Consider the following 14,247-nt stretch of genomic DNA (forward strand, 5'->3'; position numbering starts at 1 on the left):
CCTTAAGATTACTGTAGGGTAGCTCGCTATGACGGCTCTCAACGATGCTGAGCGGGCGAGTAGTCGCCACGCCAACAGTTCAGAGCGCGCTGTCCCGATGCGCCTCGAGCCGGCGACTCTCGAGCGGACCCGCAAGTACCCGCCCTGGCTTCCGTCGCGGCGTTTCCTGGCCGCGGTGACCGCCATCGGCGGCATGCAGCTGCTGGCCACGATGGACAGCACCGTCGCGATCGTGGCACTGCCCAAGATCCAGGACGAGCTCAGCCTGTCCGACGCCGGGCGCAGCTGGGTGATCACCGCCTACGTACTGACCTTCGGCGGTCTGATGCTGCTCGGCGGCCGGCTGGGCGACACCATCGGCCGCAAGCGCACCTTCATCGTCGGTGTCGCGCTGTTCACCATTGCCTCGGTGTTGTGCGGTATCGCCTGGGACGAGGCGACCTTGGTGATTGCCCGCCTGTTGCAAGGCGTCGGCGCGGCGATCGCCTCACCCACCGGCCTGGCGCTGGTCGCCACCACCTTCCCCAAAGGGCCGGCGCGTAACGCCGCGACCGCGGTGTTCGCCGCCATGACGGGCATCGGCTCGGTGATGGGCCTGGTCGTCGGCGGGGCATTGGTCGAGGTGTCGTGGCGCTTCGCGTTCCTGGTGAACGTGCCGATCGGTCTGTTGATGATCTACCTGGCCCGCAACACCCTGCGGGAAACCCAGCGGGAGCGGATGAAGCTGGACGCGGCCGGTGCGCTGCTGGCCACCGTCGGCTGCACCGCGGCGGTGTTCGGGTTCGCCCAGGCGCCCGAGAACGGCTGGCTGTCCCCGGTGACCATGGCCTCAGCGGCCGCCGCCGTGCTGGCGTTCGTCGCGTTCGTCTTCGTCGAGCGCCGCGCGGTCAACCCGGTGGTGCCGTTCGACCTGTTCCGCGACCGCAACCGGTTGGCCACCTTCGCCGCGGTGTTCCTGGCCGGCGGGGTGATGTTCACGCTGACCGTGCTGATCGGTCTGTACGTGCAGGACATCATGGGCTACAGCGCACTGCGCGCCGGGATCGGCTTCATCCCATTCGTGATCGCGCTCGGCATCGGCCTGGGGGCGTCGTCACAACTGGTGTCGTACTTCCCGCCGCGGCTGCTGGTCATCGCCGGCGGTGTGCTGGTGCTGGGCGCCATGATCTATGGCTCCACCCTCAACGGCGGCATCCCGTACTTCCCGAATCTGGTCATCCCGATCACGGTCGGCGGCTTCGGCATCGGCATGATCGTCGTGCCGCTCACCGTGTCGGCCATCGCCGGCGTCGGATTCGACCAGATCGGCCCGGTATCGGCGATCGCGCTGATGCTGCAGAATCTCGGCGGACCCGTCGTGCTGGCGGTCATCCAGGCCGTGATCACCTCCCGCACGCTGTACCTGGGCGGCACCACCGGCCCGGTGAAGAACATGAATCCCGCGCAGCTGCACGCCCTGGACCAGGGCTACACCTATGGCCTGCTCTGGGTCGCCGCCGTCGCGGTGATCGTGGGCGCGGTCGCGCTGTTCATCGGCTACACCGCCCAGCAGGTCGCCCACGCGCAGGAAGTCAAGGAAGCGATCGACGCCGGAGAGCTCTAGTCCGTCGTCCAGGTTGCAGTTGTTGTACATAAACCCCGAGACGGGGCGTCAACAACTGCAGTTTCAGCGGGCGACAGTAGGGTAGCTACCCATGTCTGGCGTGCGTGGACCTCAAACGGCCGCCAGACCGCTTGCCTCCAAAGTGCTGGGGGCCGCGATCGTCGCCATCACCGGCATGCAGCTGATGTCCACGCTGGACGGCACCATCGTGATCGTCGCGCTGCCGCGCATGCAGGCCGAACTCGGTCTGTCCGACGCCTCCAAGAGTTGGGTGATCACCGCCTATGTGCTGACCTTCGGCGGCCTGCTGCTACTCGGCGGGCGGGTTGGCGACGCGGTCGGCCACAAGCGGGCATTCATCTCCGGCGTCGGTGTGTTCACCATCGCCTCACTGGCCTGCGGGCTGGCCAACGAACAGTGGACGCTGATCGTGGCCCGCGCGGTACAGGGCGTGGGCGCCGCCGTGGCCGCACCGACCGGTCTGGCACTGATCGCCACTACCTACGCGGTCGGGCATGCCCGCAATCAGGCGATGGCGGTCTCGGCGGCCATGCAGGGCCTCGGGTCGGTGCTGGGCCTGGTCCTGGGTGGTGCGCTCACCGGCCTCTCATGGCGGCTGGCGTTCCTGGTCAACGTGCCCATCGGCATCTTGATCATCATCGTCGCGCTCACCCGGCTGGAGGAAACCCGGCACGAACGCCTCAAGCTCGACATCACCGGGGCGTTGCTGGCCACACTGGCCTGTACCGCGGCCGTCCTGGTCTTCACGCAGGGCCCGCCGCGCGGTTGGGTCGACCCGTGGGTGATCGGTGCGGGTGCGGCCGCCGTGGTGTTCTCTATCGGCTTCCTGATCGTCGAACGCAGCGCCGACAACCCTCTGGTGCCGTTCTCGGTGTTCGACAGCCGCAGCCGGGTCGCGTCGTTCGCGGCGTACTTCCTGGCCGGGGGCGTGATGTTGACGCTGAGTGTGATGATCGGCCTGCTGGTTCAGGATGTGCTCGGGTACTCGCCATTGCGCGCCGGGATCTGCTTCATGCCCTTCGCGGCCGCGTTCGTGGTCGGCAATGTCGCCGCCACCCGGCTGGCGCTGCGGGTGGCCCCCCGCTGGCTGATCCTGGGCGGCGGACTGCTGGTGTTGGCGGCCATGCTGTACGGGTCGACGCTGCACCGTTCGATTCCGTACTTTCCCGACCTGTTCGTCCCGATCGTCGTCGGCGGTCTGGGGATCGGGCTCATCTCGGTGATCCTGCCGCTGTGCACGCTGGCCAATGTCGGTCCGCGGGAGATCGGGCCGGTGTCGTCCATCACTCTGATGGTGTTCAACCTCGGCGGGCCGCTGGTGCTGGTGGTCATCCAGGCGGTGCAGACCTCCCGCACGCTGTACCTGGGCGGGACGACCGGTCCGGTTAAGTACATGACGCCCGCCCAACTCGACGCCCTCGGCTACGGCTATACCTACTCACTGCTGTGGGTGGCCGGCATCGCAGTCTTGGTCGGGGTCGCCGCGCTGGGGATCGGATTCTCGACCAGAGACATCGCCGCCGCCCAGCACACCAGGGAAGCGGTCGAAGCCGGCGAACTCTAGCTACCGGCGGGTCTGTGTCAATCCCCGTCGCTTCGCTCGCCCCCGTGCCAGGCGATAGCCGCCGTACACCGCCGCTGCAACAAGGAAATTCACGAAGTACGCCAGATCGGCGCCGTGCAGGGCGGTGGCCACCGGGCCCACGATCAGGTTGGTGTGCATGAACGGGACGGCAGCGGCGAACGCCACGAAGAATGCGCCCAGCGCCACCAGTGCGTCGGTGCGCGGCGTGACCTCGGCGGCCGGGTCGACAGTGTCGCGCCCGGCACTGCGGTAATGCCAGTCGATGGCCACGACCGCGACGAACGCCGGGATCCAGTAACTGACGAACAACAGCGCGCTCTGGAAACGGGCAGCCATGTCACCGGAGTGCAGCCACATGATCAGGGCGAACGCGATCATCACCACCACGACCGCTGACACCGGACGTCGCACCCGAACCCCGACCGTCTGCAGCGCCAGCGAACCGCTGTAGTCGTTCATCGCGTTGGAGGCCACCGACCCGAGCGCGATCACCAGCAACGCCAGCGCACCCAGCACACCGCCGCCCATGATCTCGCGGACCCCCTGCGCGGTCTGATCGGTGAGGGTGCCGGCCGCGGCCACCCCGATGGCCTGCACGGCGATGTAGGCCACCGCCAGCCCGCCGAAGGTGTAGCCGAACACCGCGGTGCGCGACGTGTTCACCGGCAGGTAGCGGCTGTAGTCCGAGGCGTAACTGGCCCATGAGATCGCCAGGCTCAGCGCGATGGTGACCTCCAGCACGAACGCGCCGGCCAGGTCGGCGCCGGCCAGGGTGGGCAGCGAGATCACCTGGTGCCCGCTGATCAACTTCCAGGCGAACACCGCGAAGGTGACGATGAGCACGACGGTCATGACCGCCTGGACACGGTGGATCACCTCGTAGCCGAAAACGCCGACGACGCCTTGGGCCGCCAGCACGATGACCACCGCGAGCCAGAAGGGCATGCCGGCCAGTTCGGCAAGCGCCTCGCCACCGAACAACCCGACCAACCCGTCCCAGGCGATCGAGGACAGCCACTGGATCACCGCCACCACTCCGACGGTGCCGCCGAATGCCATGCGCGCGTTGGGAAGTTGCGCGGTGCCGGTGCGTGGGCCCCAGGTGGACAGGTAGCTGACCGCCAGCGAGCCGACGATCGTGCCGATCACCATCGCCAGCAGGCCGAGCCAGAACCCCAGCCCGAGCACCACCGCCAGCGTCCCGGTGAACACCACGGTCATGTTGACCTGGGGCGCGAACCACACCGTGAAAAGCCGGCGCGCGGTGCCGTAGCGGTTGTTCGGTGGGATCGGCGCGATGCCGTGTGTCTCGACGGCCATGTCACCGACGTGCGACGGCATCCGGCCGGCGTAGGTTTGGGCAGCCAGAGAAGACCCAGCAGACCCGGTGGGCGACGATTCAGGTGTCACCCATCCACCCTAGAGTGCCGGGGGAGCGCCCGGTTCCGGCGGAGGAAGATGAGCCGAATGGTCAACAAGCACGTAGCACCCGAGGCGCCGGAGACGTGGCAGGACCGCTTCCGCGACGCCGTGGCACCACGGACGCTGGCCCTCGGCGTCGGGGTGCTGTTTCTGCAGTTCGCGTTCATCCTGTCCTACCTCGGCGCATTCCATTCGCCCACACCGCACCGCGTCCCGGTCGCCGTCGTCGCGCCCGCACAGCTGGCCGGGCAGGTCGTCGAACAGCTCAACACGCTGGCCGGTGATCCCGTCGCGGCCTCGGCGGCCACCGACGAGAACTCCGCCCGCGCGGCACTGCGCAGCGGCGATATCTCCGGTGTCTACATCCTCAACCCGGCCGGCACCGACGACCGGTTGCTGGTGGCATCCGGCGGCGGCACCGCCGTCTCCGGGGCGCTCGAGCAGATCTTCACCAAGGTGACCGCGGCCCAACAGCGCACCGTCACCGTCGATGACGTCGTCCCGCTGTTCTCCGGCGACGCCCGCGGCCTGTCCGGGTTCTATCTCGTCGTCGGCTGGGTGGTCGGTGGCTATCTGTTCGCCTCGATGCTCGGCATCGCCAAAGGTTCACGGCCGGCGACCTTTCCGCGTTCGCTGTGGCGGCTGGGCGCCACGGTGCCGTATGCGCTGGCGTCCGGTTTCGGCGGTGCGGTGGTGGCTGAGCCGGTGTTGGGAGCCATGAACGGCCACTTCTGGTCGATCGCCGGGATCGGCACATTGGTGACGTTGTCAGCGGCCACGGTGACCATCGCGTTGCAGATCCTGTTCGGGGTCATCGGAATCGGGCTGACCGTGGTGATCTTCGTCATTCTCGGCAACCCGTCGGCCGGCGGGGCGTATCAGCCGTCGGTGCTGCCGCCGTTCTGGCGGGCGATCAGCGGTGTGCTGCCCAATGGTGCGGGCACCGACGCGATCCGTCGGATCGTGTACTTCGAGGGCCACGGCATCACGCATGCGATCGTCGTGCTGGTGTGCTGGATCGTCGGCGGTGTGGTGGTGAGCCTGGTCGGTGCGGCGGTGGTGCACCGCGGTCAGACGACGGCGGTGTGAGGGTGGACGACCATGCCCGGCCCAGCCGGCAGGAGATCTCCGATGCGATCGATGACCTGGGCTGGCGACTGGTGCTCGGCGCGATCTACACCGAAGTCGCTGTGTTGTCACTGGCGCAGGCCGCCGAGGCCGCCGTCATGGCCGTGCAGATCGCCGGTGCCGACGGCCAGGACAATCTGAGCGTCGACATCACGGCGCAGCGCGCGCTCCTGCGCCTGCAATCGGCCAGCCAGTGGGCGGTGACGGGCCTGGACATCGCCCTGGCGCACCGCATTTCGGCGGCGCTGACCAGCCACGGACTGCGCCCGGCGCCCGGCGCGGTGCAGACGCTGGAGATCGCCATCGACGCACTCGACATCGCCGGCATCCGGCCGTTCTGGAAGGCGGTGACCGGTTACGTCGATGAGCCCGGGCCGTCCGACCTCAGCGACGGGCTGGTCGATCCGGCCGGGCGCGGACCGGCGATCTGGTTTCAGCAGATGGACGCCTCGCGGCCCCAGCGCAACCGCATCCACCTCGACGTCGACGTGCCCCACGACGACGCAGCTCAGCGCGTCGCGGCGGCGATCGCGGCGGGAGGGACGCTGCTGTCCGACGCGGCTGCGCCCGCCTTCTGGGTATTGGCCGACCCCGAGGGCAACGAAGCCTGCATCTGCACCTGGCAGGGACGCGACTGAGGACATCGCTAGGCTGGCCCACTGTGATCACCCGCATGTCCGAGTTGTTCTTGCGCACCCTGCGCGACGATCCGGCCGACGCCGAAGTGCCCAGCCACAAACTCCTGATCCGCGCCGGCTACGTCCGGCCGGTGGCCCCGGGGCTGTATACCTGGCTGCCGCTGGGCCTTCGAGTGCTGCGCAAGATCGAGCAGATCGTGCGCGAGGAGATGGTCGCGATCAAGGGGCAGGAGATCCTGTTCCCGGCGCTGCTGCCGAAGGCGCCCTATGAGACCACCAACCGCTGGACCGAGTACGGCGACGGGGTGTTCCGGCTCAAGGACCGCCGGGACAACGACTACATGCTGGGCCCCACCCACGAGGAGTTCTTCACCCTGACGGTGAAGGGGGAGTACAGCTCCTACAAGGACTTCCCGCTGCTGCTGTTCCAAATCCAGACGAAGTACCGCGACGAGGCCCGCCCCCGGGCCGGCATCCTGCGCGGGCGTGAATTCATCATGAAGGACTCGTATTCGTTCGACGTCGATGACGACGGCCTCAAGACCGCCTACCACGCCCATCGCGAGGCCTATCAGAACATGTTCCGGCGCATGGCCATTCGCTATGTGATCGTCTCGGCGATGTCCGGCGCGATGGGCGGATCCGCCTCCGAGGAGTTCCTGGCCGAGAGCGAGGTCGGTGAGGACACCTTCGTGCGCTGCCTGCAGTCCGGGTATGCGGCCAACGTCGAGGCGGTCATGACGGCGGTGCCGGAGGCGCTGCCGTTCGACGGTTTGCCGGAGGCCACTGTGCACGACACCGGCGACACCCCGACGATCGCCACCCTGGTCGAGTGGGCCAACTCCGCGGGCCTGGGCCGGCAGGTGACGGCCGCCGACACGCTCAAGAACGTCATGCTCAAGGTGCGGGCGCCCGGTGGCGAATGGGAGCTGCTGGCCATCGGCGTGCCCGGTGACCGCGAGGTCGACGACAAGCGCCTGGGCGCCGCGCTGGAGCCCGCGGACTACGCGATGCTCGATGACGCCGACTTTGCCAGGTATCCCTTCCTGAAAAAGGGGTACATCGGCCCGAAAGGATTGTTGGCCAACGGTGTTCGCTATCTGGTGGATCCGCGGGTGGTGGACGGAACGAGCTGGATCACCGGCGCCGACGAAACCGGCAAGCATGTCGTCGGATTAGTGGCCGGCCGTGACTTCGTCGCCGATGGCACCATCGAGGCGGCCGAGGTGCGCGACGGCGACCTGTCACCCGACGGCGCCGGGCCGCTGGTATCGGCGCGCGGCATCGAAATCGGGCACATCTTCCAGCTGGGCCGCAAGTACACCGATGCGTTCTCCGCCGATGTGCTCGGCGAGGACGGCAAGCCGGTGCGGCTGACCATGGGTTCCTACGGTGTGGGCGTGTCCCGGCTGGTCGCGGTGATCGCCGAACAGCACCACGACGAGCTCGGGTTGCGTTGGCCGTCGTCGGTGTCGCCGTTCGACGTGCACGTGGTGATCGCCAACAAGGACGCCGCCGCGCGGACCGGAGCCGAGGAGCTGGCCCGCGACCTGGACCGGCTGGGCCTGGAGGTCCTCTTCGATGATCGCACCGCCTCGCCGGGAGTGAAATTCAAGGACGCTGAACTGATCGGCGTGCCCTGGATCGTCGTGGTCGGGCGTGGCTGGGCCGACGGTGTCGTCGAGCTGCGCAACCGGTTCGCCGGCGACAACCGTGAGATCGGTGTCGCGAGTGCCGCCGACGAAGTCGCATCGGCGCTCACCTCCTGAGCGATTTCGGCGCGCTTTCGTTCGCTGACGGGCGGCGGAAAGCGCGCCGAAATCGCTGGTTACTCGGTACCGCCGGGGAATGCCACCGTCACCGGCTTGATGCCCAGCACCTGCTTCCAGTGTGCCGCCATCACGGCCGTCTCGGTCAGCGCGGTGACCCCGAACGCACGATCCTGCTCGGAGGTTGCCTGCTCGATCACCGCGCGCCAGGCCATCGCGCAGTCGTCCTCCATCCGCACCGCGAGCCTGGCCGCGTCGGTCGGCGTGGTCACCGGCATCGGCAGCTGATACCCCGCGGCCGGCAGCGGTGCCTTGGCCGAGCGCCCGGCCAGCATCGCGATGGCCGCCTCGCGGCGCTCCCGATGCTGGGCCATGGCCGCCGAGACCAGGTCGTTCTCATCGGGGGAGCTGTGCGCCGACACCATGCCGTAGCCATAGATGGCGGCATGCTCGGCGGCCACGGCGTCGAACAGGGCCGCCGCGGCGGGATCCGACGGGCGGTCGGGGTCCGGCGTGGTCGACGGTGTCGGCTGCGGTGAGGTCATTGCCCACCCTTTCCTGAGGGCAACGCCACCGTGTACGCGGTGACGCAGGAGGCCGCGATGGAGCCAAGCAGCCCGGCGCGGTAGCCGGACAGTGTGGGTGCCAGCGTGGTGGCGCTGTCGGCCGAGCTGCGCAACGCGGTGACCACATCGGCGACCGTCGGCGGCGGTGTCGCGGCCGCCGACGTGGTGGCCGGTGATGTGGTGGTCGGCTCCGGCGTGGGTTTGCCAGCGGCCCGGGCGATCTCTTCGGTCAGGGCGGCGGCGTGCCGCGCACGCTCAGCGGCCACCTCGGTCAACGCCGGTACCAGGGCCGGCGGGGCGGCTTTGGCTGCGGCGGCGGCCAGCTCGCTGTCGTGGCGGGCGAGCTCGGCTTGTTGCTCCAGCGGATCAGGGCCGGGCGGTGGACTGCTCCCGCATGCGGTACCCGCCGCCAGCAGTGCGAACAACACCAGCCCGCGCGAGCCGTGGACGAGAACCCGTCGCCGGGTGATGCCGCCGAATGGGCTGGGATCTGGGCTCAGCACGTCAACATCCTGCCATTGTGGCGGCGTGTGCTGGCGTATCGTTGGTGGCTGGCTCTCTGCGATCCTGTTTGTGGGGAGCCCTGCTATCCGATGCAGATCAGGACAACTCAAGATGAGGAGCTCGCCGTGGCTGGCCGTTCTACGGGGCTACCAACCCAGAAGCAGGTGATCGAGCTACTCGATGGCGAGTTCGTGCGCGCCGGATACGAGATCGAAGACGTCGTGATAGATGCTCGCACCCAGCCTCCGCGCATCACGGTGATGGCCGACGGTGACGTGCCCCTGGATCTGGACACCGTCGCCGAGTTGTCGCGCGCGGCGTCGGCGTTGCTCGACGAGCTGGACGGTGGTGACGGCGCCTACGTTCTAGAAGTCACCTCGCCGGGGGTCGAGCGGCCGCTGACCGCCGAGAAGCATTTTCGCCGCGCTCACGCCCGCTTGGTCGACATGGAACTCGCCGACGGCACCACCGCCACCGGCCGGCTGGGCAGGATGACCGAGAGCGCTGTGGATTTGGTGGTCCGCGACCGCGGTGACTGGAAAGTCCGTCAGATCCCACTCGCAGACATCATCAAAGCTGTTGTCCAGGTTGAGTTTTCGCCACCAAAGCCGCGCGAGATGGAACTGGCGGGTGCGGCAGGAACGGAGGCTGACGCATGAACATCGACATGACCGCGCTGCACGCGATCGAGATCGATCGGGGGATCTCGGTCGACGAGCTACTCGACACCATCAAGTCGGCTCTGCTGACCGCTTACCGGCACACCGAGGGCCATCAGGCCGATGCGCGTATCGAGATCGACCGCAAGACCGGTGTCGTGCAGGTGATCGCCCGCGAGACCGACGACGATGGCAATCTGATCAGCGAATGGGATGACACCCCGGAGGGGTTCGGCCGCGTCGCTGCCACGACGGCCCGTCAGGTGATGTTGCAGCGGTTCCGCGACGCCGAGAACGAGCGCAGTTACGGCGAGTTCTCCGCTCGGGAGGGCGATATCGTCGCCGGCGTCATCCAGCGGGATGCCCGCGCCAACGCCCGCGGGCTGGTGGTGGTGCGACTGGGCAGCGAGACCAAGGGTGCCGAGGGTGTCATTCCCGCCGCCGAACAGGTCCCAGGCGAAAGTTACGAGCACGGCGACCGGTTGCGCTGCTATGTCGTCGGCGTCAGCCGCGGCGCTCGCGAGCCGCTGATCACGTTGTCGCGCACCCACCCCAACCTGGTCCGCAAGCTCTTCTCGCTGGAGGTGCCCGAGATCGCCGACGGCTCGGTGGAGATCGTGGCGGTGGCCAGAGAGGCTGGCCATCGGTCCAAGATCGCCGTCCAATCCCGGGTGCCGGGACTCAACGCCAAGGGTGCCTGCATCGGCCCGATGGGCCAGCGGGTGCGCAACGTGATGAGCGAGCTGTCCGGCGAGAAGATCGACATCATCGACTTCGACGACGACCCGGCCCGCTTCGTCGCCAACGCGCTCTCGCCGGCCAAGGTGGTGTCGGTCTCGGTAATCGATGCGGGTGCCCGCGCGGCGCGCGTTGTGGTCCCCGATTTCCAGTTGTCGCTGGCGATCGGCAAGGAGGGTCAGAACGCTCGACTGGCCGCCCGGCTGACCGGCTGGCGCATCGACATTCGCAGCGATGCGGCGGCAGCCGAGGGCGAGCCGCATTCCGGGGCGTCCGAGGGTGCTGGCCGGCAGTCGTAGTCGGTGTCTCCGGACGATCGATCCGGGCGGGTTTTGGTTCAAAAACGTTTCGCTCGAGTCGATAGCAGCAAACTTTGTGATTGCCGTTTTCGACGCCATTCATATGGAAAAAACACAGAAAATGCACTGCATTGGCGAAGGATGCGTCGTTGCTTGCTTTCTGCGCTGAAACCCTTCGGTAAATGGGGCGGCCGCTCCCGCTGCCGGCATTCTGAACCCCATTATTTACCGCACCGAAACCGCTCTGACGCGTCGCGGTCGCTCCAGCGCCGACTCGGCCGACCATGGTCGCCGGTCGGTGTCAAATATCGTTCATTTCAACGACTTACGGACCTCGCGCGACCTCGGCGGTGAGGCGGCCGGCGGCGGCATCTCATTTGCTGCCACGGCGGTGCAGGCCCGCCACGGGCTGTCGAGGCGCAAGCCTTTTGAGTCGATCTTTGGCCGCAGAACGAAAGAGCTCTTACTATCAACATCAAGCGTTGCATGGGCAACCGGTCTTAGGCGGGGGCGCAGGGGGAAATGACCCTTGGTTTAGCTGCACCCGCGAATGTATTTGTGGTCGAAAAAATCCAATTGGCGGGTCTGTTCGCTGGCCCGGCACCCGCGAGTTCGGGAGGGTGATCATGCCCTATGGCGGGCCGGACCACATCGCGTTCATCGTCGACGGAAACCGCCGATGGGCGAAGACACTCAATCTGGCGGCCGCCGACGGTCACGAGGCCGGGTTGGTCAACGTGACGACTATCGACGACGCCTGCCGGGCAAGGGGTATCCGGTGGCGTTCCTACTACGTGTTCTCCCGGGAGAACACCAATCGCGATCCGGCCGAGGTGCGGTTCCTACTCGAACTCTTCGCCAGGTATTTCGTCGAGCGCAAGCAACGGCCGGGCGAATCGGTGCATATCGTCGGAGACCTGACGGCCCCGGCGATACCACATTCGCTGAGGTCGGCCGGCCAGCATCTGATTGAAGCGTCCCACGCCGGAGGCGAGGGCCTCAGCAACGTCGTCTTCTTCTTGAATTATTCGGGTGCACGCGCCGGCGGGAGCCCGGCCGGCATCGGATGCCTCGACCATTTGCCAGACGTAGACCTGTTGGTCAGGACCGGTGGCGAGAAGCGGCTGAGCGGTTTCATCCCCCCACAGCTGGCGTTCAGTGAGTTGGCGTTCGTCGACTGCTACTGGCCGGACTTCACCGAAAGACACCTCGAGAGCGTGATCCAAGACTTTGGCACTCGCGACCGCCGATTCGGCGCGGACGGTGTCGATGTGAACAGGCGGCCGGGTGTCCATGACTGCCTATGACGCCGGGCGCGAAGTCCAGCTCACGGTCGATGTCCTCGTCATCGGCGCCGGCGCGACCGGCCTATCAGCGACCTATGCCTGTGTGAACTCCGGAGTTTCGGTAGCCGTCGTCGAACGCACCGCTACTGTCGGTGGGCTCGCTAAAGCGGCGAAAGTCGCCGGCCACAACATCGATCCGGGCGGGCATCGTCTGCTCTCCGCGACCGAGGAACAGCGCCGAACGTGGCTCGATCTCTCCGAGCGGCTGGGCGGCATTCCGATATGTGACGTCAACCGCCGCAGCGGAATACTCCGAGATGGATACGTGGTGACGTATCCGGTCGATTGGCGTCGGTTTCGCCAGTCCGCACCATGGCACGTGCGTGCGCAGGGTGCGGCGTCGTTGTTGATGCGCAAGCTCACATTTCCGGCATCCGGTCCCGATACCTCACTGGCTGAGTGGGTCAGGAACAGATATGGACCATATTTCGCGGGCAGGTTCATGGACCCACACGCCCGCAAGGTCTTCGGGGTCGATCCGCGCAAGATACCGGCGACGTGGGCCCACAATCGAATAGCCTCCCCGCCGATGCTGTCGGTTCTGGCCGCCGCGCTGCCCAATTGGCGTCCGATGAGCGAGCCCGACTGGGCCATCGACGAGTTCTGGTATCCGGTGGGCGGCGTCGGCGTGTTGTGGACACGGCTGTCGGAGGTGATCGGCGAGCGAGCCCGTTGGTATTTCGAATCCCACGTGAAATCCGTGTCCCGCCAGCCCGGCGGGGGCTTCCGGGTCGTGCTGTCGACACCGGCCGGAAAAATCGCCGTGTCATGCCGGCGAGTCATCTCCACGGGACGCGCCGACGATCTTGCCTCGAGTATCGGCCTCAATGCTCTGAGTGCGACCATCTCCAGCAAATCGCGCCGGCGGGATCTTGTCGTTGGGGTGGCCCGTGTCCACCGAATGCCGCGTGCGTGGCACGGCTACCAATGGCTGTACACCCACGACACCGGCGTGATTGCCAGTCGGTTCCAGAACTACGGCGAATGGCAATGGCTCGGTTGCCCCGACGGAATCATTGGCCTCGAATACACCATCGACTCCGGCGACGCTTTTGACGTACAAGAAAACCTCACAAATGACACGTCGATACTGCTGTCGGGGGATGCCTGCGAGTTCGTGGGCTCGGCGACGGTCACCGACGCGTATTCGAACTTCGATGCAACCCGGCCCGAGCTGGATCAACTCGACGAAGCGCTGCGGGAGTTCGGCGGAGGGATCATCAGCACCGGCCGGCAGGGAGCCGGCATCTACGTCAACCTCGATCAGGCCCTGGCGCTCGGGACCCGAGCTGCACAGATGCCGGCCGACTATTCCGGCATCGTCGGACGGGGTGAGTACACCAAGTACCAGGAAAGGGTGTCGCGGGCAAAAGCGTCGTGATTCGACCGGTTACCCCGGGTCGCATCGGAATCGAATCCTCGGGCCATCGCTGGTGGAGGCGACCGGCAGGGGTCGAGTCGTCCATGTCAGATGGCGCAGCGAAGGGTGGTTCTGAGCGACGTCGCGATGACGGTAGACTGTGCCGTGATCCAGCGCGAGACTCCGGCTTCCGAGAGACAGCATCGACGCACCGAAGGACCGGTGCGGACATGTGTCGGGTGCCGGAAGCGAGAGTTGGCCGTCGATCTCCTCCGGGTGGTGGCTGAGTCGAGCGGGAACGGTGAATGCGCCGTAACCGTTGACCAAACCGGTAACCTCCCGGGTCGGGGTGCGTGGCTGCACCCCAACGGTCGGTGCCTCGAGGCAGCGATTCGGCGGCGAGCATTCGGCCGAGCGTTGCGCATCACCGGTTCACCGGATACCTCCGAGGTGGCCGAGTACGTCAGAGCCCAGCCGGCGCTGAACGGACTTGGCCAGCCCGGCAAGAGAACAGGCAGCGAAGAACATGAGCACACCGTGAAGTCCCGACGATGACCATGCGTCGCAGTTAAACCCGAGGCGCGGCCTACCACCGCTGTCGCCTCTCGA

Annotated in this window: 13 protein-coding genes; 10 read left to right on the plus strand and 3 right to left on the minus strand. The window is 67.0% G+C overall.

What is annotated here, in order from left to right:
- Positions 1-97 precede the first annotated feature (97 nt).
- Together ORI27_RS18090 and ORI27_RS18095 are read left to right on the plus strand one after the other, a co-directional pair.
- On the plus strand, positions 98-1,603 hold the full coding sequence (locus ORI27_RS18090; RefSeq protein ID WP_407666357.1) for an MFS transporter: 1,506 nt from the start codon (positions 98-100) through the stop codon (positions 1,601-1,603).
- A 91-nt stretch (positions 1,604-1,694) separates the two neighbouring features.
- Positions 1,695-3,188 carry an MFS transporter gene (locus ORI27_RS18095; RefSeq protein ID WP_265998454.1) on the plus strand — a complete coding sequence of 498 codons (1,494 nt, stop codon included), beginning with the start codon at positions 1,695-1,697 and terminating at the stop codon, positions 3,186-3,188.
- Here ORI27_RS18095 and ORI27_RS18100 read toward each other — a convergent pair whose 3' ends face one another.
- The gene (locus ORI27_RS18100; protein WP_265998476.1) at positions 3,189-4,550 is read right to left on the minus strand and encodes a purine-cytosine permease family protein; all 1,362 of its coding nucleotides are present in this window, start codon (positions 4,548-4,550) and stop codon (positions 3,189-3,191) included. It lies immediately after the preceding gene.
- Between the two features lie 126 nt (positions 4,551-4,676).
- Between ORI27_RS18100 and ORI27_RS18105 the strand changes: the two genes are divergently transcribed.
- The 3 genes from ORI27_RS18105 to ORI27_RS18115 are packed head-to-tail and all read left to right on the plus strand — an operon-like array spanning position 4,677 to position 8,166.
- Complete coding sequence (locus ORI27_RS18105) at positions 4,677-5,720, plus strand: ABC transporter permease (RefSeq protein ID WP_266074009.1); 1,044 nt, start codon at positions 4,677-4,679, stop codon at positions 5,718-5,720.
- 2 nt (positions 5,721-5,722) lie between these two features.
- Positions 5,723-6,397 (plus strand): VOC family protein, encoded by a 675-nt coding sequence (locus ORI27_RS18110; RefSeq protein WP_265998452.1) that lies wholly within the window; start codon positions 5,723-5,725, stop codon positions 6,395-6,397.
- Between the two features lie 23 nt (positions 6,398-6,420).
- Positions 6,421-8,166, plus strand: a complete 1,746-nt coding sequence (locus tag ORI27_RS18115) for a proline--tRNA ligase (protein WP_265998451.1) — start codon at positions 6,421-6,423, stop codon at positions 8,164-8,166.
- 59 nt (positions 8,167-8,225) lie between these two features.
- Here ORI27_RS18115 and ORI27_RS18120 read toward each other — a convergent pair whose 3' ends face one another.
- Together ORI27_RS18120 and ORI27_RS18125 are read right to left on the minus strand one after the other, a co-directional pair.
- Complete coding sequence (locus tag ORI27_RS18120) at positions 8,226-8,711, minus strand: ferritin-like domain-containing protein (protein WP_265998450.1); 486 nt, start codon at positions 8,709-8,711, stop codon at positions 8,226-8,228.
- Entirely contained in the window at positions 8,708-9,235 is a 528-nt protein-coding gene (locus ORI27_RS18125; protein WP_265998449.1) for a hypothetical protein, read from the minus strand. The genes ORI27_RS18120 and ORI27_RS18125 overlap by 4 nt, the downstream gene beginning before the upstream one ends.
- 90 nt (positions 9,236-9,325) lie before the next feature.
- On the opposite strand from ORI27_RS18125, the gene rimP reads away from it, so the two are divergent.
- From rimP to ORI27_RS18150, 5 genes are all read left to right on the plus strand, one after another.
- Positions 9,326-9,895, plus strand: a complete 570-nt coding sequence (gene rimP / locus ORI27_RS18130) for a ribosome maturation factor RimP (RefSeq protein WP_265998448.1) — start codon at positions 9,326-9,328, stop codon at positions 9,893-9,895.
- The gene (gene nusA / locus ORI27_RS18135; protein WP_265998447.1) at positions 9,892-10,932 is read left to right on the plus strand and encodes a transcription termination factor NusA; all 1,041 of its coding nucleotides are present in this window, start codon (positions 9,892-9,894) and stop codon (positions 10,930-10,932) included. Before rimP ends, nusA begins: the two co-directional genes overlap by 4 nt.
- A gap of 626 nt (positions 10,933-11,558) precedes the next feature.
- A complete protein-coding gene (locus ORI27_RS18140) occupies positions 11,559-12,239 on the plus strand; it encodes an undecaprenyl diphosphate synthase family protein (protein ID WP_265998446.1) in 681 nt (226 codons plus the stop codon).
- On the plus strand, positions 12,226-13,659 hold the full coding sequence (locus ORI27_RS18145; RefSeq protein ID WP_265998445.1) for an FAD-dependent oxidoreductase: 1,434 nt from the start codon (positions 12,226-12,228) through the stop codon (positions 13,657-13,659). Before ORI27_RS18140 ends, ORI27_RS18145 begins: the two co-directional genes overlap by 14 nt.
- Positions 13,660-13,803: 144 nt before the next feature.
- On the plus strand, positions 13,804-14,193 hold the full coding sequence (locus ORI27_RS18150; RefSeq protein WP_265998475.1) for a YlxR family protein: 390 nt from the start codon (positions 13,804-13,806) through the stop codon (positions 14,191-14,193).
- The last annotated feature ends 54 nt before the right edge of the window (positions 14,194-14,247 follow it).

Origin of the sequence: Mycobacterium pinniadriaticum (assembly GCF_026242045.1) — a bacterium.
Lineage (GTDB): Bacteria > Actinomycetota > Actinomycetes > Mycobacteriales > Mycobacteriaceae > Mycobacterium > Mycobacterium pinniadriaticum.

Coding starts and splice junctions, on each gene's coding strand:
- ORI27_RS18090 (WP_407666357.1), top strand. CDS start 98: ATGCGCCTCGAGCCGGCGACTCTCGAGCGGACCCGCAAGTACCCGCCC.
- ORI27_RS18095 (WP_265998454.1), top strand. CDS start 1,695: ATGTCTGGCGTGCGTGGACCTCAAACGGCCGCCAGACCGCTTGCCTCC.
- ORI27_RS18100 (WP_265998476.1), bottom strand. CDS start 4,550: ATGCCGTCGCACGTCGGTGACATGGCCGTCGAGACACACGGCATCGCG.
- ORI27_RS18105 (WP_266074009.1), top strand. CDS start 4,677: ATGGTCAACAAGCACGTAGCACCCGAGGCGCCGGAGACGTGGCAGGAC.
- ORI27_RS18120 (WP_265998450.1), bottom strand. CDS start 8,711: ATGACCTCACCGCAGCCGACACCGTCGACCACGCCGGACCCCGACCGC.
- rimP (WP_265998448.1), top strand. CDS start 9,326: ATGCAGATCAGGACAACTCAAGATGAGGAGCTCGCCGTGGCTGGCCGT.
- nusA (WP_265998447.1), top strand. CDS start 9,892: ATGAACATCGACATGACCGCGCTGCACGCGATCGAGATCGATCGGGGG.
- ORI27_RS18140 (WP_265998446.1), top strand. CDS start 11,559: ATGCCCTATGGCGGGCCGGACCACATCGCGTTCATCGTCGACGGAAAC.
- ORI27_RS18145 (WP_265998445.1), top strand. CDS start 12,226: ATGACTGCCTATGACGCCGGGCGCGAAGTCCAGCTCACGGTCGATGTC.